This is a genomic window from Paenibacillus sp. FSL R7-0333 (assembly GCF_038000365.1).
Lineage (GTDB): Bacteria > Bacillota > Bacilli > Paenibacillales > Paenibacillaceae > Paenibacillus_AQ > Paenibacillus_AQ silagei.
The window spans coordinates 1,341,556-1,362,811 of the sequence record NZ_JBBOBZ010000001.1 but is presented as its reverse complement, the minus strand read 5'-3'; the positions used below and the strand labels follow the sequence as shown (position 1 = coordinate 1,362,811).

The 21,256-nt window shown below is 51.6% G+C and carries 18 protein-coding genes; 9 read left to right on the top strand and 9 right to left on the bottom strand.

What is annotated here, in order from left to right:
- Positions 1-26: 26 nt before the first annotated feature.
- Positions 27-836 (bottom strand): protein phosphatase 2C domain-containing protein, encoded by an 810-nt coding sequence (locus MKY86_RS05765; RefSeq protein ID WP_143803606.1) that lies wholly within the window; start codon positions 834-836, stop codon positions 27-29.
- Between the two features lie 249 nt (positions 837-1,085).
- On the opposite strand from MKY86_RS05765, the gene MKY86_RS05760 reads away from it, so the two are divergent.
- From MKY86_RS05760 to MKY86_RS05735, 6 genes are all read left to right on the top strand, one after another.
- Entirely contained in the window at positions 1,086-3,656 is a 2,571-nt protein-coding gene (locus MKY86_RS05760) for a hypothetical protein (protein WP_076076755.1), read from the top strand.
- A complete protein-coding gene (locus MKY86_RS05755) occupies positions 3,653-4,852 on the top strand; it encodes an efflux RND transporter periplasmic adaptor subunit (protein ID WP_076076773.1) in 1,200 nt (399 codons plus the stop codon). Before MKY86_RS05760 ends, MKY86_RS05755 begins: the two co-directional genes overlap by 4 nt.
- The gene (locus tag MKY86_RS05750; RefSeq protein ID WP_076076776.1) at positions 4,849-5,544 is read left to right on the top strand and encodes an ABC transporter ATP-binding protein; all 696 of its coding nucleotides are present in this window, start codon (positions 4,849-4,851) and stop codon (positions 5,542-5,544) included. The genes MKY86_RS05755 and MKY86_RS05750 overlap by 4 nt, the downstream gene beginning before the upstream one ends.
- A complete protein-coding gene (locus MKY86_RS05745) occupies positions 5,541-6,713 on the top strand; it encodes an ABC transporter permease (RefSeq protein ID WP_076076778.1) in 1,173 nt (390 codons plus the stop codon). The genes MKY86_RS05750 and MKY86_RS05745 overlap by 4 nt, the downstream gene beginning before the upstream one ends.
- Before the next feature lie 69 nt (positions 6,714-6,782).
- Positions 6,783-8,225: a sensor histidine kinase gene (locus MKY86_RS05740; RefSeq protein WP_076076781.1), complete on the top strand. Its 1,443-nt coding sequence runs from the start codon at positions 6,783-6,785 to the stop codon at positions 8,223-8,225.
- Positions 8,222-8,917, top strand: a complete 696-nt coding sequence (locus MKY86_RS05735) for a response regulator transcription factor (protein ID WP_076076783.1) — start codon at positions 8,222-8,224, stop codon at positions 8,915-8,917. Before MKY86_RS05740 ends, MKY86_RS05735 begins: the two co-directional genes overlap by 4 nt.
- A 124-nt stretch (positions 8,918-9,041) precedes the next feature.
- On the opposite strand, the gene MKY86_RS05730 is transcribed toward MKY86_RS05735, so the two are convergent.
- The gene (locus MKY86_RS05730) at positions 9,042-9,779 is read right to left on the bottom strand and encodes a hypothetical protein (RefSeq protein ID WP_076076786.1); all 738 of its coding nucleotides are present in this window, start codon (positions 9,777-9,779) and stop codon (positions 9,042-9,044) included.
- A 197-nt stretch (positions 9,780-9,976) separates the two neighbouring features.
- Between MKY86_RS05730 and MKY86_RS05725 the strand changes: the two genes are divergently transcribed.
- Complete coding sequence (locus MKY86_RS05725) at positions 9,977-10,609, top strand: CPBP family intramembrane glutamic endopeptidase (protein WP_076076788.1); 633 nt, start codon at positions 9,977-9,979, stop codon at positions 10,607-10,609.
- Between the two features lie 42 nt (positions 10,610-10,651).
- Here the strand turns inward: MKY86_RS05725 and MKY86_RS05720 are convergent, their stop codons facing one another.
- Positions 10,652-11,281, bottom strand: a complete 630-nt coding sequence (locus MKY86_RS05720; protein WP_036691104.1) for a YfbR-like 5'-deoxynucleotidase — start codon at positions 11,279-11,281, stop codon at positions 10,652-10,654.
- Between the two features lie 298 nt (positions 11,282-11,579).
- On the opposite strand from MKY86_RS05720, the gene MKY86_RS05715 reads away from it, so the two are divergent.
- Both MKY86_RS05715 and MKY86_RS05710 read left to right on the top strand, forming a co-directional pair.
- Positions 11,580-11,798, top strand: a complete 219-nt coding sequence (locus MKY86_RS05715) for a PspC domain-containing protein (protein WP_076076791.1) — start codon at positions 11,580-11,582, stop codon at positions 11,796-11,798.
- A gap of 62 nt (positions 11,799-11,860) precedes the next feature.
- Positions 11,861-12,532, top strand: a complete 672-nt coding sequence (locus MKY86_RS05710) for a PspA/IM30 family protein (protein ID WP_083684658.1) — start codon at positions 11,861-11,863, stop codon at positions 12,530-12,532.
- A 108-nt stretch (positions 12,533-12,640) separates the two neighbouring features.
- Here MKY86_RS05710 and MKY86_RS05705 read toward each other — a convergent pair whose 3' ends face one another.
- The 6 genes from MKY86_RS05705 to MKY86_RS05680 all read right to left on the bottom strand — a co-directional run bounded on the left by MKY86_RS05705 (position 12,641) and on the right by MKY86_RS05680 (position 21,256).
- On the bottom strand, positions 12,641-14,269 hold the full coding sequence (locus MKY86_RS05705; RefSeq protein WP_076076794.1) for a glycoside hydrolase family 13 protein: 1,629 nt from the start codon (positions 14,267-14,269) through the stop codon (positions 12,641-12,643).
- 5 nt (positions 14,270-14,274) lie between these two features.
- A complete protein-coding gene (locus MKY86_RS05700; RefSeq protein WP_083684661.1) occupies positions 14,275-15,996 on the bottom strand; it encodes a glycoside hydrolase family 66 protein in 1,722 nt (573 codons plus the stop codon).
- Between the two features lie 43 nt (positions 15,997-16,039).
- Entirely contained in the window at positions 16,040-17,614 is a 1,575-nt protein-coding gene (locus MKY86_RS05695; protein WP_076076797.1) for an ABC transporter substrate-binding protein, read from the bottom strand.
- 87 nt (positions 17,615-17,701) lie between these two features.
- Positions 17,702-18,580: a carbohydrate ABC transporter permease gene (locus MKY86_RS05690; RefSeq protein ID WP_036727749.1), complete on the bottom strand. Its 879-nt coding sequence runs from the start codon at positions 18,578-18,580 to the stop codon at positions 17,702-17,704.
- A 12-nt stretch (positions 18,581-18,592) separates the two neighbouring features.
- Complete coding sequence (locus tag MKY86_RS05685) at positions 18,593-19,555, bottom strand: ABC transporter permease subunit (protein WP_083684663.1); 963 nt, start codon at positions 19,553-19,555, stop codon at positions 18,593-18,595.
- 75 nt (positions 19,556-19,630) lie between these two features.
- Positions 19,631-21,256: a helix-turn-helix domain-containing protein gene (locus MKY86_RS05680; protein ID WP_076076799.1), complete on the bottom strand. Its 1,626-nt coding sequence runs from the start codon at positions 21,254-21,256 to the stop codon at positions 19,631-19,633.

Below are 21,256 nucleotides of genomic sequence, written 5' to 3'. Positions count from 1 at the left end.
AGATGTTGCAAACATGATAATAACCCTCAATCACTAGGCATCGCACCCGCCTTGCCATTATCATAACTCCAGGCCACTACCGTTGCGCTGTCCCGCCCAAGCTGTTCATGCACCCCCGTCAATATCTCCGCCACACATTCCTCCAGATCCTCTCTACCCGTAAAAGCTTCATACAGCCTACGCGGGTCTTCCAGCAGTCTTGCTCCGACTTCCAGCAGTCCGTCCGTGGTCATCACGATGATGTTGCGGCCCTGCCGCAGCTCGCGGATGCCGGAGGAATAACAGGCAACGGGCTGGGAGAAGGTGTTCACGAAGCCGATCCACTCATAGAAATTGCGCTGGTTCAATAGATATTGCCCTCGTGCCGCCAGCTCGGGATGCAGCAGATAGATTGAATTATCGCCCACCGAGAACCACCAGAGATAATTCTCCAGCCTTACGCAGATTAGGCATGCGGTCTCCCCTGTTACCTGCTGGCACTGTTGCAAAAATGACTCTGCCTGGAAAATAGACAGCAGGAAAGCCTCCAGTTCCCGAAAGGCCTGCTGAACAGGCAGCGCCAGAAGCCTGATGATTTCACCAGCTTTACCGTTGATCGTACGGACAAGCAGCTCAGCACTTTCCGCCGTATGGTGCGCATCCAATAGCATTGCGAACTCCCAACCGCCGTCCAGCTCGCTTAATACATAGACACCATCTTCATTCTTCTCGGCACCTGCCGCCGTGTTCCCGCCGTACCGGCCGATAACCATCCTGTTCAGTCTGGATGTTGCCGGATGATCCAGATACATCTCCCCGCTGCCCACCCAGCTGAACTTATGAACTTCATGCTCCATGCTGATCCCCCTGTCCCGGCTTACCCGGATTCTATGTTTCTACTATTATATACCGGCAAGTCCAGCCTTCACTTCACGCCATGGATGGAACAAGCCAGTTTATAAAAAGTTTAACTTCTATTTATCTTTCCCCTGCCTTCTTCCTCCTTTTATTTATCCCTGTGTTAATCCTTTCCCGTAAGATAGGAAACATCTTCTAGCGGCTGCTTTAAGCCGTCAATCGGATGATGAATGTTGGGAGGGAATGAAATGAAGAATTACCGTGCCTGTGCTGCTTTGGTACTAGGGATGATTATTGCCAGTCAGCACCTGGCGTTATCGGCATCTGCGGCACCAAGCAGCGTTACAGCAAACAAGACAGCGAACAATTCGCTGCAGGATCAGGCTAACGCTTTGTCGCAATTGCCTGCAGTGACTGTCCAGGCTGGAGTCAGCGTGAGGCTGACCGATGTGCAATTAGCCAAGGCCGATGGCGGCAACAGTCTGACTTATACCCTGATGTACAGCAATACCAGCAGCAGCACCTATAAGCTGATCAACGTTTTTTCCAAGATTACAACCCCAGCGGGAGCAACGATTAAGAGCAGCCCCATTCCTGAGGATAAAACCAAAGTGGCGGTTGCGCCCAAGGAGCAGCTAACCGTCACCTATTATGTGAACGTCAGCAAGACAGCTTCTACCCAAGGCCTCTCTATCTCGCTGTTCGGCTTCGACTTCAGCGGCTCAGAGTACCAGAAGAAGCTGGGCAGCTTCAAGGTCCCGGCCGCTTATACTCCTTATGTACAGCAGGGTCTTAGCAAGCAGATTACGGTTAGCAACCTTCCGGTTAGCCTGAAGCCCGAGAGCCTGCAAATCTTCAGCTTCAATAATAAAATCTATGCCAAGGTTGCTCTGAGCCTGACGAATCAAGGAGCCAAGGTACTCGCTGCACCCGGCCACCTGGTATTCCTTGAATCCTCCGGCGGTTCCGCGTTTGAGCTGACGCTTGACAGTACCAGCCGGGATTACAAGGTGCAGTCCGGTGAGAATAAGAAGATCTTTTATCTGGCGGAGCTCCCGGCTTACATACCGACTACGCGCATGTCGCTGCTTATCACTGGGGAGAATGCTGGGCTAAAAGCGGATCTGCCGGTAGTCTCCTTCCGTCTCCCGGAAGCAAGCTATCCAAGTCTTGAGGTGAATGCTTACGCGGTGAAGAAATTCGGCGTGAGCAGCAATACCATTGAGACCCAGCTGAAGCAGGCATCCGTATCCTCAACAGGCGAGAAGGCACTGTGGACACTTAAGCTGCGCATTAGGAATGCTGGCAACAAGGCGGTTACTCTGCCAGCCTATGAATTATCTGTAACCGCCAAGGAAGGCTACTCCTTCCCGGTCAACAGCAAAGCGCTGGCCAGCCTCACCTTGAAGCCGCTTGAGGAGAAGATCCTGCAATTCTCTGCCGAAGTGCCGCTGAATGTGAACCAGAGTACGCTGAAGCTCCAGATGGTGGAGCCGGCAGTAGAAGGCAAGACTATCTTCCCTACAGCTATGTACAAGATTCCCTATTCTTTAGAGATGACCAACTCCGTTGCTTCGGAGTACATCCTGGATAACAGCTTCGGAACCTTCGGTGCCGTACTCGAGTCAGTGCAGCGTATGCCTTGGACAACTGAAGATTTGCTTGTCGGCACGATTCGTATCCGTAATGTCAGAGATGCGGCAGTGACCCTCCCTGCTTTTACAGGAACTATCCAAGCAGGGCAGACCGCCTTGGACGCTCCGGTTCAAGTCGTCGCAGCCGCCTCCAGCCAGCAGCTAGCCGCAGGAGCAAGCGCTGTGTATTATGTGATCGGCAAGCTCCCTTATGAGCAATCTCTGGACCAGGTTCGTATCGGACTAAATAGCGGGACAGGCGACACCACTGAGCCTTTCCTCTCCCTCAAAACACAGCAAGTTGTTCCGGGTATGTCTGACGCTGGTGATAACGCCACCTTCAAGATCGATACTGCAGGCAAGCGGGCGGAGGTTAAAGAGCGCCGGACCCTCCTCTATCCCGGAGCAAGCCAGAACATTCTGTATACTGAGCTTGAGGTGAGCAGTCTTGAAGCCCGGAGGGCAGAGCTGTCCAGACTTGTGGCTTATTATAAGACACCGGACAATACCTATTATGAAGCAGAAGTCAGTCAATCTGCACTGGCGGCCGGGCCCAAGGGCAAGAGTCTGGTGAGTATATGGAGCAAGCTGCCTGCAAGCATCGATGCCTCGCAGCTGACGCTTTTCGCGGGAGAAGGAGTTAGCGAGAACAAGCTGACAGCGCCGGACGGAACGCCAACCGCCTATATTAATCCTAAGGCACTCACCCTTCATATTCAGACTCCGGCTGCACTAGTCACTCTGGGTAGCGGAGTGCCCTTGTTCCCTTATACATTTACGGTTACTCAGGCCACAGGTGCTGTGTCTGAGGGCCAGGATACGCTGAGTGTCAATCTGACGTATACGCTTGCTAAGGACAACCAGTATGATATGGGCACTAATGCGCATAAGCTGGTCGTGCAGCTTACCGATCCTCTCGGCCAGACTCAGGAGAGAACGCTGGTGCCCGGAACTGATTTGGTGACAGGGAAATTCCTGACCTATTCTATGACCCTTACAAGCAATGCCTATAAAACGCTCCGTAGCGGCAAATTCCTCGTCACTCTCTATGACGAGTTCCAGGGAGAGCGGATTCTCTTGGGCAGCCAGAGCTACAGTCTGACCTACACCCCTGCGGCCAAAGCCCCTGAGACCATCACTGCCCCGAAAAACGCGGCAAATCCAGATCCCGGAGGATCGCTATGAACGTCAAAAAAACCTTAGGGCTGTCAGCCGCAGTCATTGTCACTGCTGGAATTGTTGTGTATAGCTTATGGCCGGATAAGAGCACGCAGGACAGTCCTCCTGCTGCTCAGACTACTGTAGTGACCAAGGACGATATATCTGTCACCGTCAAAGGCTCCGGCACCGTGAAGGCTACGAATACTACGATCGTATATGCCAGGGACACAGGAAATGTAGCCAAGGTTCTCGTTAAGGAGAATGAACAAGTCAAGAAGGGTCAGATCCTTCTGACTTATGAGGGAGCCAATGTAGCCAGTAACGTAAGAATCCAGCAGAATACGCTCAAGCAATCGCAGAATGACCTGCTGGAGAAACAAGACCAGTACAAGAAGCTAATCATGGATAGTGCTGCCTTAACCGATATTGATGCGGCGAAGCTGGCCATCGAGAGAACCAAGGATAGCATTACAGCCACATTAACCGAGCTTGAAGCACTGAAGAAGGATCATATCCCGCCCGCTTCCCTAACAGCGCCGATGGATGGAACGGTGACCAAGATCAGCGCCTCCTCAGGGGGGATGGTGACTAAAGGTGCCGAGGTCTTCTCCATAACGGACTACAAGAATCTGAGCACTACGATTAAAATTGACGAACTGGATATCCCCAAGATTAAGCCGGGGATGTCCGCAGCCATTAAGATGGACGCGCTGCCCGCTAAGGTCTACCCGGCCAAGGTCACGCGGATTGCGGATGAAGGAACGGTGACTAACGGAGTCTCCGTCTTTGAAGTGACCCTTCTGCTCACGGACTCCACCGGAGCCAGAGCCGGTATGTCAGCACAAGGAGTCGTTACTATTGAACAGAAGAACCAGGTTCTGCTGCTTCCCGTCGAGTCTGTAACCCAAAAGGATAACAAGTATTATGTTCAAGTGCAGGACTCCGTTCCGGAGCAGACCCCTTCGCCCAAGGGCAGCTCCGCCGCAGGAAGCCCTGCCACACCTCCGCCCGTTCAGCTGAAGCCTGTCACTGTAGGTGTGCATGATGAGAGCCGGATCGAAATTGTCAGTGGTCTGCGCGAAGGGGAACAGGTCATTGTCCCGACCATTATTGCTGTCAGTACGCCTGCTCCCGCAGCTCCGGGTATGTTCGATATGGGCGGTGACGAGGGCGGCTTTGACGGCAGCGATGGCGGCGGTGCCGGAGGAGGGCCACAATGAATACAGAGCCCCTGATCCGGATTGAGCATATGGTCCACGGATACATGATGGCTAAGGAACAGATGACGGTGCTGAAGGATATCTCTTTTGAGATCCATCATGGCGAATTTGTTGCCATTATCGGCCCGTCCGGATCTGGAAAATCCACCTTGATGAACATGATCGGCTGCCTGGATATCCCGAATGAAGGGAGCTATTCTCTGGATGGACAGGATGTCCGCAGATTATCCGATAACTGGCTGGCCCGAATACGCAATGAGAAAATAGGATTCATCTTCCAGAACTTCAACCTGCTTCCTAAGTTATCTGCTGTCCAGAATGTCGAACTGCCCTTAGTCTACCGGGGCTTGTCACAACGGGAGCGAAGAACGCTGGCCGCTGCCGCCCTGGAGAAGGTCGGCCTGCAAGAGAGGATGCACCACCGTCCGAGCGAGCTGTCCGGGGGGCAGCAGCAGCGGGTTGCCATCGCCAGAGCACTTGCCGGCAATCCTCCCATTCTACTGGCAGATGAGCCTACCGGCGCACTCGATTCCAAGACCGGAGAAGAGGTCATGTACATGATCAAAAAACTGAATGAACAGGGACATACCATTATTGTCATCACACATGACCTGGGCATTGCGGAACAAGCGAAGCGGGTCATCCGGATTCAGGATGGCCACCTCGTCGAAGATCGGAGAAATGACCAATGATTCTTGCTCAGAGTATCCGAATGGCGGTAATGAGTATCGTCGGCAATAAGGTCCGTTCCTTCCTCACCATGCTGGGCATTGTCATCGGAGTATCCTCGGTCATTCTGCTGGTCTCGGTGGGGCAGGGAGTTACGGGTCAGATCACCAGCCAATTCAGTGACCTTGGCACGAATCAGCTGACGGTCATGATTACCGGACGGGGGGCAGTCACTTCCCTCACGGCTGAGGAGGTTGCCGCATTCAGCCGGGTTCCCGGTGTGGATCAGGTATCGCCTACGATCAGCAGCAATGTAACCGCCAAATATCGTAACGTTCATACTAATGTCTCACTTGAAGGCATCACAGCAAGCTATGAGAAGGTACAGAACTTTCATGTGCAGTCCGGCCGCTTCCTGCTCGATATCGACAATGAATACCGGCAGAAGGCCGCCCTGATCGGAACCGAGACGGCGAAGAAGCTGTTTGGCGCTGACAACCCTGTGGGCCGTGAGATCCAACTGAACGGTACCTCCTTCCAGATTGTAGGCTTGCTCCAGGCGAAGGGAACCTCACTCAGCGGATCCAACGATAAGAAGATTCTCATCCCCTTATCCACCTCCGAGCGGCTGCTTCAGAGCAAGGGAATTCAGACTTTTACCGTCACTGCCTTGAGCGACAAGGATGTAGCGTCTGTGAAGACAGCTATCGGACAGATTCTGGACCGCAAGTTCCTCCGTGCCAAGGATGCCTACAGTGTGTTCGATTCCAAACAGATGCTGGATACGCTGAAGAAAACCTCCGGCACCCTATCCCTTGCCCTCGCTGGAATCGCCGGAATCTCGCTGTTCGTTGGCGGAATCGGCATTATGAACATTATGATTATTTCAGTGAACGAACGCACCCGGGAGATCGGCATACGCAAAGCCATCGGCGCCAAAAAAATAGATATTCTGCTGCAATTCATCATTGAGTCGATGGTGCTCAGCACGATGGGCGGAATCCTCGGAATCGGAGCAGGATTAGGCCTAACTTGGCTGGTCGGCCAGTTGACCGCCCTTCAGGTTGGCTATGCCTGGAACATGGTGAACATTTCATTCCTCTTCTCGCTCTTTATCGGTGTGTTCTTCGGCATCCTACCCGCCAGCAAAGCGGCGAGACTCCGGCCGATTCAAGCTCTGCGTACCGATTAGCCGTGCTGCAGCAAGGATGTTATGATGGAAGAAAAGATACGATAAAATGTCTGCGGGAAGGAACCGGGTATGACCATTAAGCGGCGCTTATTCATCTCTAATATCCTGATGATTGTAATCCCCGTATGTATTTCCTTGTTCATTGCTTTTGTTAGCGTGTCCCTCCTGTTCAAGGTATCGAAGCATGATAAGCAGAGCCCGTTCTATACCGGATATGATGATCTGATTCAGTTGTCTGCCGGGCTGCTGAAGAACGGGGAGAAGCAGGAACAGGCTGAACTCCGCCGCCAGATCGAAGAGATATTGAAGCCGGAGGACATGAGTCTGGCCGTTTACGATTCCTCGACAAGGCTGATCAGCTTCAATTTTAAGGAGACCCCGGAGACAGAGAAGCTGCTGCAGATCGTCAGCGCCATGGATGGACAAGGTTTCGCTTCTACCTCGAACAAGGAGGTCTATGCTGAACAGATCCGGGTTAAGGGCAGCACTTATACTGTCACCATTATCGGCAGGACCTCGGACTATACAGACGGACAAGTCACTCCTGCGATGGTTACCTTTCTGATTCTGATCACGCTGGGGATCATCTCTGCGGTATTTATAACGAATCAATTTCTTACCCGGTTTGTATTCAAGCGGATCAAGCAGCCTCTGGATACGCTGGCAGACGGGGTTCATCAGATCCGGGACGGCAATCTGGATGTTAGAATCCACTACGGGAACAAGGACGAATTCGCTCCTGTCTGTGAGGATTTCAATGACATGGCTATCCGCCTCAAGGAATCCCAGCGCCTGCTCCAGAGGCAGGAGGAGAGCCGCAAGGAGCTGCTTGCCGGGATATCGCATGACCTCCGTTCCCCGCTGACCTCTGTCCGTGCGTATTCGGAGGGGCTGCTGGATGGGGTGGCCACAACCCCTGAATCCCAGAAGAAATATATCACCATGATCAAGACCAAGGCGGAGGATATTGACCGGATGGTCGGCAAAATTTTTCTTTTCTCCAAAATGGATCTGGGCGATTATCCCTATGAACCAGAGGTGCTGGAGATCAATCAGGAGCTCCTCTCCTTAATCAAGGTCACTGCCGAAGAATACAGGGAGAAGGGCCTGGACGTAGTCATTTCCGCACTGGCTCCCGATGTGCATATCTTTGCCGATCCGGCGCAGCTCAGCAGCATGGTCTTCAATATTCTGGAGAACAGCTGGAAATACAAGCTCAAGGAGCGTGTCCAGGTATCCATCAGTACCGAAGTACAGGGAAGCGATGTGTTCATCTACCTGGAGGATAACGGACCCGGCGTACCGGAGAACGCGCTGGACAAGCTGTTTGATGTGTTCTACCGCAGTGATCCTTCGCGCAATAATCCGACTAAGGGCAGCGGCTTGGGGCTGGCAATCACAGCCAAAGCCGTCAGCCGGATGGGCGGAAGTATTCAGGCACAGCCTTCCCCCGCAGGGGGTCTGTGCATCATTATCACACTGCCAGTGCTGGATAAAGGGGCTTTGCTATGACCAAAGTGTTAATCATTGAAGATGATAGTGCAATTGCAGCGATCGAGCGGGATTATCTGGAAATTAATGATTTCACGGTAGAGGTTGCCGAGGATGGAATCACCGGGCTTGAACTGGCGCTCTCGGGACAATTCCAGCTTATTCTGCTCGATCTGATGCTGCCTGGGGAAGACGGTTTCTCAGTGTGCCGCAAGCTGCGGAGCCAGCTCGACATTCCTATCCTTATGGTCACGGCCAAGCAGGAGGACATCGACAAGATCCGGGGCCTGGGGCTTGGGGCCGATGATTATATCGTCAAGCCTTTTTCGCCAGGTGAACTAGTGGCCCGGGTCAAATCCAATCTGGCTCAGTATGCTCGTCTTAAGGGCATGAGCGGTAGCAGCGCAGAGAGCAACCGGATCGAAAGCGGTCCGTTCATCATTCATACCTTATCCCACAGAGCCTATTTGCACGGCCGGGAGCTTGAGCTGAAGAAGAAGGAATTCGACCTGCTGCACTTCCTGATTGTCAATGCGGATATCGTCTTCAGCAGGGATTCCCTGTATGAACGGATCTGGGGCTTCGATGCCATGGGCGATAACGCTACCGTAGCTGTCCATATCAACAGGCTGCGCGACAAGATCGAGCAGGACCCCGGCAACCCGCGATATATCCAGACTGTGTGGGGAGCGGGATATCGGTTTCAGGTGTAAAGTCCGCAAGGCCAACATTACCTGGGCAGTAGTAGCTGCTATGATACAAGACTCCTGGAGACATCCAATAGCCCCCAGACCGTCCATACGGTCTGAGGGCTATTAATTGTCTTACCTATTCAGATCAGCTTACACTGCCGGCTCTCTCCATATACTCTATCTTCTCCCGGCTGATCCTATAGAGCCTGGCGTCCGGCCCCGGATTCAGACTGTCGCTTGCGGACAGGAATCCTCTATCCGTGTCCCGCAGAATATACACTCCGTTCAGAAGCTCTCCCCCAACCAGCTTAATGTTCATCCTCGAAGCCTGGTAATAGTTCTCTGCATACCAGTTGTAAAGTGGCCGCATCAGCAGCTTGCCGATTACGAAATAGAGAGCAGTCATAATCAGCAATAGCACGTACACCACCGCCCGGTCCTGTCCATAGACGAAATAGAGTATATCGAACTGATTCGTCATGTTAAGATTATACGTGACAATCAGCCTGCTCATCAGCAGCATACCAAACAGCAGGTAGAAGCTTATGCCAAGCACAACATGGATCAGCAAGATCCAAGGCTGGTATGGGGAGAGGCGCTTGCGCATACCGGAGGTCATAAAATACGTAACGAGCAATCCCGCAGCAACCAGCGAAATCAGCAGCGGATTGCTCAGAGGATGAAGTACATACAATAGCAAGCTGTTAATCCCGGCAAAAATTAGAATATCCGCAAGTATGGATTTGGTCCGTTCCCTGCGGCTGCCCGCCGGAAGCTGAACAGCGGAGTCGCCCAGCAGGAAGTCGACAGCCCATACGATCAGGAGCAGAACACTGAACCAGAACAGCGTAGTAGAGAACGGAATAAGATTAAAATACTGCAAGAGTGATGCACCATCCTTATTTTTCCTTTATAGTATCATTTCCACTGATCTTCCCGCCGTAACATTCATCTCCTACATTATTATAATATTTGTAATTGCTTTCTAACTGTAATGCTGCAAGAATAGATACACTTACATTCTGACACAGACTTACCATCCATACTTACACTTCGACTATCTCTGAGGGGGCACCACCTATGCTGTTGCTGGAATCATGCGCTATTGCTGTACTGCTGTCTTTTTCATATAGAATCTTCGAGGGGATACTCCGGGTTATCTCTAAACAGCAAGCGCGGTTTACGATTTATTATTGGGGAGCCGCGATGATTGCTGGGAGCGTTCTCTGGAGCAACAGTTATACTTTTGGCGCCCCGCAGCAAGTAATGAGAGTGCTCCCGCTGTTCCTTATTATTCTGCTTGTGAACCTGATCATCTCCAGATCCTCCGGCTATAATCCTGCGGGAACTTATAATACGGTCAACTTCGTGCTGTGCTTCCCTGTCTTTGAAGAGATCGCCTTCAGAGGACTTATACTGCCCATCCTTGCGCGCCATCCGGTACTCGGTCAGCTGCATTCCACTTCGATCATTGATGTCAGCGGCGCTATTCTCCTTACCGCTTTCCTGTTCGCCGTGTCCCATTTGCAGTATTACAAGCTGAACCGCGAGAGCGTCAGATTCATGCTGTTTGCTTTTAGCGGAGGGATCTTCTTCGGGCTGTGCGCGCAGGTTACGGAGTCGCTCTTGCTGACGATTCCGCTGCATATTGCTTTTAACGGATCGGCCGTGTGGTATGCCCGGGCTTCCGCAAGCAAGCACCTTCAGGCCTGAGGTATTTCTATATGTATATATGAAAAAAGAGCCACAGCTCCTCTACAGGGCCAGCGCCTCTTCCGTAATCTGCCTGATATCAATCGGAGACAGCGTCTCCTCGTTCACCATGTCCGGCAGAATCTCTGCCAGGAAGTAATCCACGCACTTGAGGTCAATATGCTTGATCTTAATCAGCGCATTGCGGTACATCACCACGAACTCCTTCTCCGTGTTCCCTCTTTGCAGCTCGGCGAAGGCCTCATACACCTGATCCATCTTATCCGCAACCTCCAGAATCAAGCCTTCTAGCGACTCGTCCTTGCCTTCGCGCAGCTGCTGGTAGAAGATGCTTTTGAATTCGTCCGGGATATGCTCCTTGATGAAGTTGTCGATCATGCCCTCCTCCACCTGCTGGATCAATGATCTGAGCTGGAGCGAGGAGTGCTTCACCGGCGTTTTGATATCCCCGATAAAAATCTCTCCGTAATCATGGCTGCTCGTGATCTCGTACAGCTTCTTCCAGTCGATCACCGCGCCGTGCTTCTCTTCAATATCCGCCAGCGTCTTCGCGTATTGCACGACCTTCCAGGAATGGGCCGCAACGCTATGCTCCTCGAATTTGAATTTGCCCGGACAGCGGATAATGCGCTCCAGCTCATTCAGTGAGCGAAAATACTTGTGAATTCCCATGGCTAGTCCTCCCGTATGTTAGTTAGGCTACGCTAGAGTTCAGTCTAATCCTCCAGTGTTAACCCCGGATGAACCTCAGCACCCCATTGTGTAAAATCCGCACGGCTGCGCGCATCTAACGTTTTTGCCCGGCCTCTCCCCGTCCTATTGCGGTCCCCATCCCCGACTAAGGTCGGGAACAAAGAACAGTCTGCAGGCCGTTTTGCCAGAGAGGATAAATTCGTACAATACATACATAGACAACGCAGTGAACACGCCGCGAACCGGCGATCACCATATAAGAGAGGAAGATATGACTATGACAAAAAAATTAACCCGTTCCTTAACAGACAAGAAACTCACCGGTTTATGCGGAGGACTGGCCCGCTATTTCAAAGTTGATGCAACCCTTGTAAGATTGATTGTTGCTATCGCTACGATATTCAGCTTCGGCACTGTAGTCTTTCTGTATATTATCGGCAGCCTAATTGTTCCTCAGGAATCCTACGGCGGATTCGATGACGGCTTCAACTACTAATTCCTTCTATTAAATACTTGCGTCATACCTTAACCAACCCACATAAAAAGGAGATCATTATTATGAGTATATTCCAAAGAATCACCACGTTAACGAAGGCTGCCATTCACGAAGGGCTGAACAAGCTGGAAGATCCGATCCTGCTAACCGGTCAATACCTTCGGGATCTGGAGGACAAGATCGCTAATGCCGAAGGCAAACAGCGTGAACTCAAGGCAGCAGCCAGTGTGCTTGAGCGCCGGATTTACGAATACAAGGTGCTTGCAGAGCGCAGTGAAGCGGAAGCAGTCCAGTTCATGAGCGAGGGCAATGAACCTGCTGCCCGCCTGGCGGTAATGGCTAAGCTCCGCTACACGGAGAGCGGACAGGAATGCACCGCCGGACTTCAAGAGACACAGGCAGCACTTTCCTCGCTGGAGGTACAGCTTGCCGGTGTTAAGGAAGAACATACGCGCCTCAAAGCCAAAAGAGCCGAGCTGGCTGAACGTGCCCGCAAAGCTGCGGAGATCAAGCAGTCTGCACTGGCCAGCGCATCATGCTTCCCGGCCGGATACGGCGGTCAGGTGCTGAACGCCGGTGCCGCAGCCCGCGGCTTCGAACGGATGGAAGACAAAATCGCCATGCAGGAAGCACTGGCCGAGCAATCCGGTCTGGCTGCAGCCGCAGCAGCTCCTGAATCCCCGCTGAACAGCGCGGTTGAAGCCGAGCTGGAGCGCCTCCGCAACCGCAAATAAGCTGACGGTCTATAGTCAGCAATAATAATAAGGATGCCTCCCCTTTCATCAGGGAGGCATCCTTTTGGTGCAATGAACTTTGTTCCAAATAGGGCTAGACAAGTTAGCCTATGCAAGTACAACAGCAAAAGCTTCATAAGGCCGTAATTGCAGCTGCTTGAAGTCCACATCATCTCTGGAGTAGTTGCCGATAATGAATCCGGCGTGACCCAGCTCCGGCAATTCCAGTGTGATGGGCTCCCCGCTGAAGTTGGCCGTTACCAGCCAGGTCTGTCCTTCATAGCGGCGGAAGTACATGAACACTTGATCCGGCACGCCGGTCACCAGTTCGAAATCGCCCCATACCACAATCGGGTTGTTCTTCCGCAGTTCAATCAGCTTACGGTAGCAATGGAACACCGAATCCGGGTCCTTCAGATTCGCCTCCATATTAATTTCCTTATAATTCGGATGTACAGGCAGCCATGGCTCTCCGGTTGTAAATCCTCCGTTACGGGTAGCATCCCACTGCATCGGAGTCCGGGCGTTATCTCTCCCCTTCGCATTAATGGAATGAATGATAGCTTCCTTGGCGTAGCCTTGCCCGATCCGTTCATGATACATATTGATGGCCTCAATATCCTGCGCTTCGCTGATATCCTGAATCGGATAATTGGTCATTCCGAGCTCCTCGCCCTGATAAATGTAAGGCGTACCCTTCATCAGGTGAAGGAGTATGGCGAACATTTTGGCGCTCTGCACACGGTACTGCTTATCGTTGCCCCAGCGCGATACAATTCTCGGCAAATCATGATTGTTCCAGAACAGGCTGTTCCAGCCCTCGTTCCCCAGCTCGGTCTGCCATTTCGCCAGCACCTGCTTCAATTCGCTTACATCCAGGGGCTTCAGATCCCACTTCTCTCCCCCGGCCTGCTGATCCAGACCGATGTGCTCGAACTGGAATACCATCGACAGCTCCTTGCGGTCCGGGTTGGAATAGAGCTTGGCTACATCCGGCGTCGCCCCCCAGGTCTCTCCCACCGTCAGAACATCATGCGCTCCGAAGGTCTCCCGGTTCATCTCCTGCAGATATTCATGCAGCTTCGGACCATTCCCTGTAATCTCCTGATCGGGAATTTTGCCGACCAGATCAATGACATCCATGCGGAATCCGCCGACACCCTTATCCAGCCAGAAATTCATCATGTCCCATACCTCTTGACGGACCTTGGGGTTCTCCCAGTTCAGATCCGGCTGTCTGCGGCTGAACAAATGCAGAAAGTACTGGCCGCTGGCTTCGTCAAGCTCCCAGGCCGACCCGCTGAAGGTTGAACGCAGGGCATTGGGAACCCCGCCGTTGACCGGATCACGCCAGATATAATAGTCACGGTACGGGTTATCCCTTCCTTTGCGGGCTTCAATGAACCATGGGTGCTCGTCCGAGGTATGGTTAACGACCAGGTCCATAATAATCCGGATATTGCGCTGCTTGGCCTGCTCGATTAATTCATCCATGTCATCCATGGTTCCGAATTCGGTCATAATATCCTGGTAATCGCTGATATCATAGCCGTTATCGTCATTGGGTGATTTGTATACGGGACTAAGCCAGATTGCGGTAATGCCAAGCTGCTCCAGATAGTCCAGCCTGCTAATAATCCCCCGGAGATCGCCGATTCCATCGCCGTCGCTGTCCTGAAAGCTTCGGGGATAGATCTGATATATTACAGCTGTCTGCCACCATTTCGTATTGTTCAAGCCAATCACTCCTGTAAGCTAAATTTAACTACAACCATCGACCAGATGCGCAGGGACGGCAAAGTGAATCTGGCCGCAAGTCCTTGCCCGCGAGGAACCACCTCATAATCCAGGACAATCACTTCCTGGGCCTCATCATCCGGGCTGGCCGTGTAAATGCATTCAATCGGCTGTTCGATCAGCAGTGTGCACACCACATCATTTTGAGCTTCAGGCCGCTGTTGCTTGCCATGCTCCCAATAATCATCTTCAAGCCCGGCAAGATTAATCAGCTGCAGGATCTGATAGCCCGGCTTGCGCTTAATGATCGTCCAGACAGAGTCAATATCTCCGTTCGGGGCAAATGGCACCTTGCCTTCGAAGGTAATCTCGGTGTTCACCCCGGCGGTATAGGTATAAGACACATCTTCCAGCTCTGCATCCTGGATCAGCACACCAAAACGCACGATGAAATCATAGTAGCGTCTGACCTCGACGGCAAATTCAGGCCGCATCACTGCATAATCGGGATAGTAGGGCATAGTCAGCATTCCATGATCCTCACCCAGCAAAAGGTGATATCCCCCGCTAGCGAATATGGAGGCCATCGTCAGCAGCGCCCCGTTCTCAGCCCATTCCTTGTCATGTCCAGCTTCCGGGTAGAAGGAGGGCAGATAGGCGGAGAGGATCACCGGCTTGTGAGGGTCGAGTGAACGCGCATGATCAATCAGTCCTTTAAGCTCACGCAACCGGACTACCGGCGGCCACACTTCAATATATAGCGCCTCCTGATCCGCCGGGGCCGTCTTGTGTATAGGATAATTACCCACATTATTGAAAATAACCCCGGCCTCTGCCTTGATTTCCTTCACGGCCGCCTGGGTCCGGTTAATCAGAGCCGGATAACATTCCGCCAAATCGACCAGCTCTTCTTTTCCTGCGATCCGGCGCACGGCTTTCTTCGGAAAGCCGTATTGATCCATATGAATTCCGTCGAATCCGGCATGTACGGCCTGACGGAACTGTTCAACAATATGATCGGTCCAAGGAGAATCCGGCGTAATATCCATAATATAGAATAGATCTATTAATTGAAACGGATCTCCCTGGCGATTATACAGTCCCCATTCCGGGCGTGCCTGCAAGAAGTCCTTAAGACTTGCATATACCGCTCCATAGGCCATGGCAGCCATCCCTTTATCGTGTACGGCTGCGATCTTTTCACGAACCACCTTATAGGACATCGTCCGGCCCATCGGATCAATAAATTCATCCTCTTTCGGAACCAGATCATCATGCCTGTACATCCAGTCATAGAACTGTATGACATTCAAGTGGAATTTGTTCATGCTGTCAACGTCACGGGTGTCTCCGGATTCTTCACTCCGGAAATCGCTTAGAAATCCATACCGTGGCGCCCGGCCCCAATGATCGGCAATATCGTAGGAGGTATAGGCGGTTGACACTACAGCTTCATTGCACAGAACTGTAGCCTTGACCCCGTACCCCGCCCACTCTGTAGCTTCAGTGAACAAGGGGACGGGCACTCTTTGTCTCAAGCCTGGTTCCGTACGGATGCTAAGTCTTGCTTCCGCAACCTGCTGCTCCAGCTTGTAGAAGCTGACCACCAGCTGCAGAACCGCTTCCTGCTCGGTCTCTACTTCAATGATTATATTGCCTGATTGGCCGGTCTTGTACTGGGCCTGATCCGGATATATATCTATATGTGTCAATACTCTATGGTCCATATGAATTCTCCAATCCTTGTAGATTGAGCTTGTTTACTTCCGCTTATTTCTTGCCGTTTTCCGCCAGCCAGGCATCCAGCTGCTTTTGCGCCTCCGCGATGACTTTGTCTGCTCCAGCCGCTTTTTGTTTTTCCAGCATTTTAGGAAGAGACTCTTCCGGATCGAGCTGGCCGGATTTCAGGCCGTCAACAAAGGCTTTGTTGGCGTTGTCGATCGAGATCAATTCATTTTTCACCGGCTCCGCATCGAAGACAAATCCAAAGATCCGTGAAGGATTAGAAGACACCTGTTCGTTGAACTTCTCGTAGTTCTGGTATTTATTCGGATCTTCGCCTACACGGGTATAGTTGAGCATTTGATTGCCAAGCTGCCACATAATATCGTGATAGTAGCCGACATTATCTGTAGTTTTGCCTTCCGGCAGCGCAACTTGTCCGTCTTTGAGTACATAATGGGTTCCTTCAATCCCGAAGTTGAAGAGGGTCAGCAATTCCTTGTCCTTATAGAACAGGTTGAGCAGCATCATGGCACGTTCCGGATCTTGGGAGCTTTTTGAAATCGCATACATGGTTGCTGTCATCTTGCCTGTCTGCAAACGGTCAATATTAAGCGGAACCTGCAGCATCTCACGGCCTGCTTTAATCGAACCATTCGGGGATACGGCTGCTGTGCCGATCTCCATATCCGCGATAATATCCATATCAGAGACAAAGGCGAAGCCTTTACCCGCTTGAATCTTCTTCCAGGCGTCCAGACCAGGTGTCAGTGCATCCTTGTTAATGTATCCTGCCTTGTACCACTTGTTGGTAAGCTTGGCAAGCTCCATATACCGCGGAGTCGTGTAGGAATTGATGACGGTATAATCATCTGCCGCTGTTCCCACGGTGTTAATCGCTGCAATACTCACAATAGAATCCAGATTCGTGGAGGAATAGTACGCTTCGAGAGGAAAGCTCGGTGCCACCAGAGGCGTAATCCCCGGTTCGTTCTCCTTGATGGTTTGAAGCATGGGCTCCAGATCCTCGACTTTACCAGACTTCAGTGCAGTCAGATCAAATTTATACTTGTCCACAAGCTCTTTGTTCAAATAGACCCCTTGTGCACCGCCCAGCTCCTGGTGGGTATGAATACCGTATAGCTTGCCGCCGCGTTTAGCCGGCCCGTGATAGTCCTTCTCCACAGCTTCGATGTCCGGGCCGTATTTAGCGAGCAGATCATCCAGCGGCAGCAAGCCCCCTTTGGTCACCTGCTGCTGGAACCCGAGCCAATCCGCTGTAAACAGCAGGTCCATTTTGTCGCCGGAAGCCATCATCAGGTTCGTTTTATCACTCCAGGCGCCCCAGTCGATGGGATTCAGCTTGACCGTCATATTCATGTCCGGGTAGGTCTTTGCCAGATACTCATTCATCGCATCCTGTACCCGCTGATTATCGTTTTGCGGCGCATCGGGGAATACCATGACCACTTCGTAAGGCTTCAATTCGGAGCTGCCCTCGCTTCCCGGCTGGACTGTGCCCCCCGGTGAATTCGCAGCATTATTCCCGCCGCAGCCGGTTACTAGGGCTGAAGTCAGCACAAGCGATGTCAATACAACAGAACTCTTTTTCAACCACTTCATAGATAATAGACCTCCCTGGAATACTTCTGTATTATTATTGCCTCATCATTCTGAACTTGCTTATACTAATCCGGTCATATACCGGGATCAGCCTTTCACAGCGCCTACGGTAAGGCCTTTGACGAAATACTTCTGCAGGAAAGGGAATACCAGCACCAGCGGTCCGATTGCAATCATCGCCATCGCCATCCGGATGGATTCAAGCGGCGTTGTGACCTGTGCGGTTGAACTGTAAGCCTTATTGGCAATCGTCTGCAGGAACGAAGCGTTCATTAAGGTTTTGGTCAAAAGATATTGCAGAGAGAACAGCTTCTCATTCTGGATGAAGACCAGGCTTGTAAACCAGTCGTTCCAGTAGGATACGGTGGTGAATAACCCGATGGTGGCCATTACAGGCAAGGACAGCGGCAGAATAATGCTGAAGTAGGTCCGGAATTCACCTGCACCATCGATCTGAGAGGAATCAATCAGGGAAGGCGGGATGCTGTTCGTGAAGAAGGTTCGCATGATGATCACGTTGAAGCCGCCGATTAGACCCGGAATGATAAGCGCCATCAGCGTATCCTGAACATGCAGGAACCGGGTGTAGACCAGATACCAGGGCAGCAAGCCGCCCGAGAACAGCATCGTGATCAGGATATAAAAGCTTAGAGCACCTCTGAGAGGAAACTCTTTCCGCGATAATGCATAGGCCATGGCCGAAGTCACAAACAGACTGACTACAACTCCAATCAGTGTTACCGAAGCAGAAACACCATAAGCCCGCAATATTTTTCCGGCATCTTCCAATAAATACTGATAAGCGACAAGGCTGAATTTGCCGGGCCAGAAGCTGTATCCATTCGCAGTTACCCAGTCCTCATCAGCAACCGAGATCATAAAGATAAGCCAGAACGGGATCAGGCAGGCAAGACTGAACAATGACAGGACAATAAGGATAAAGGGATTGGTTCGTTTTTTCTGCATGGTGTTCTCCTTCTAGAACAAAGCATTTTCTTTGCTGAATTTACGGACAGCCAGGTTGACGGTAATGACAAGTGTAAAGCCAACTACAGATTGCAGCAGCCCTGCCGAGGAGGCGAGTCCCGTATCCCCGGTAACCATTAACGCCCTGTATACATAGGTATCGATAACATCCGTTGTCTCCTTGATCATACCGGAGGCCATGGTTGCCTGATAGAACAGACCGAAGTCCGCGTTGAAGATCCGGCCGATCGCCAGCAGTGTCATGATGATGATGATCGGAGCGATCAGCGGAATCGTAATTTTCGTCATTTGCTTCCAGCGTGTGGCCCCGTCAATGACGGCCGCTTCATAATATTCAGAGTCTATCCCGACAATGGCTGCCAGATAGACGACGGCCGAGTAACCCACACCCTTCCAGGTGTTAACAAGGGTCAGGATATAAGGCCAATGCTCTGCTTCCGCATACCAGTTTCTAGGATCTATTCCGAAGGGCTCCAGAATGAATTTATTGATGAATCCCAGCTCCGGATTCAGAAATCCATACACGATATAGCCGACAATGACCATGGAAATGAAATTGGGCAGGATCACTGTGCTCTGAAAGAACTTGGAGGCAAACTTATTTTTGACCTCGTTAAGGAGAAGTGCCAGCATCACTGCGAGTATCGTATTGATGATCAGGAAGCTAAGGTTGTACAGCAAGGTATTCCTGATGATCAGCCAAGCGTCGTTCGAAGCAAACAGAAACTTGAAGTTGTCCAGTCCGATCCATTTGCTGCCCCAGATTCCTGCCGTATAATTCAGGTCCTTGAAGGCCAGGAAAATACCGAACATGGGCAGGTAGTTATTGATCAGCATCAGCAGCACACCGGGCAATGCCAGCACGACCAAGGCCCTGTACTTCCATATGCTTTTCCATTTTGAGCCAGGCCGCGAGCTGCCTGATGGTGCCGTTAGTGCTTTTTCCGAAGCCATAGTTCCACACCTTCTTATTGGGTTATGGCTTCATTATAAGGAGTTGCCTGCAGCTGCTCTGCCGTTTTTATAACCTTAATCTATTCGTTTTGTGACATTGCGGTATTCCTGGGGATTGACGTCGAACTGCTTGCGGAACATTTTGGTGAAATGGGAAAAATTGCTGTAGCCTACCTGCTGCGCGATCGCGCTGACCGGCATATCCGTGGTGTCCAGAAGCTCGCGTGTGCGGTCCATCTTCACCGAAATCAGGAAATCAATCAGGTTCTGGCCGGTCTCTTTCTTGAACAGCCTGGAGAGGTAAGCCGGGTTCAAGCCCACATAATCAGCGACACTGGCCCTGGATATCTCTTCCTCCACCTTCTGCTGGATGTAGCGGATGGACCGTTCAATCACACCGCCCTTCTCCTGCCGCTCAAATTCCGCTTCCATGACCGCCGATACAATTCCTTCCGCCCAATGCCTGTATTGAAGCAGTCCCCGTATCCGGGCGGTTGTCCAGTCTGGAAACAGAGCTATGCTTCCCGCATTGATTCCTCTGACCTGCAGGAAGTGATATATAATCTGCAGGGTATCCTGATGCAGGGCGTCCAGATGTCTTCCCTGAAAAGAAGGATTGGCTTCCAGCTTCGCTGTCAGATGATGAATGAACTGCACAGCGGACTCACGTTTGCCGTTCAGCATATAAGAGATCAGATCACCCAGCAGGATATCCTCCGAATTAGAATTGGCGGACAGCATCTGATCCTGTGGTAAGTATAAGAGCACGGATTGGGTCCGGGAGATATTATCACGCTCCATGGTCTTTAGACTTTCACACATTCCCGGCAGCTCCTGGATGGGTTTGAACGAACCGACATAGCAGGTTACGATGCTGTAGAACAACTCCTGGCAAGCTTGGATGAAACGTTTACCTATGGCCGTGAGCTGCTGAAGGCTAACCTTCTTAGCCGCAGGTCCTCCCTCCACACCTCCGGCATACAGCAGAATGAACAAAACCCCGCTCTTATCGGTGATGGCCTCCCCCGGATGTTCTTCTGTAAAACATTCCTCCGCCGCTTTCTTCACCGCATACTCCATGATTTCCTGATCACGCGGGCTGAGCGGTTTGGACCACTCCTCAATACTGATCAGAACCGGGAGCACCTGATCGTCAGGATTTAACCCTACCCCTGCACCCGCCAGCTCCCGGTCAAAGAAATCCCCAAACGACAGGATGCTGCGGGACAGCAAATCCTGCCAGAAGCGTTCTACACGCTTCGGCTTTTCCTGTTGCCACAGATTCAGATACTTATGATACATCTGGTTGTAGGACTCATACTCTTCCTTCTCACGGATGGCCGCCATCATCCCCGATACAGCTGACAACAGCTCCTCTGTGTCAACAGGCTTCAGCAAGTAATCAAAGCTCCCGAGGTTAACGGCTTTCTTGGCATAGGAGAATTCGGAATGACAGGTCAGAAATATCGATTCCGTCCAGGGAGAGTGCTCCCTCACCCAGCCAACCAGTGAAAGTCCGTCTTCATCCGGCATCTCAATATCGCAAATCAGCAATTCTATTCTGTGATCCTTCAGCAGCTCCCTGGCCTTGTCGGCCCTGTTCGCCGTCAAGACCTCTTCAATTCCATACGCCTTCCAGTCACAGCAGTAGAGCAGCCCCTCCACAGCGAATTGTTCATCATCTACAATCAATAATCGCAT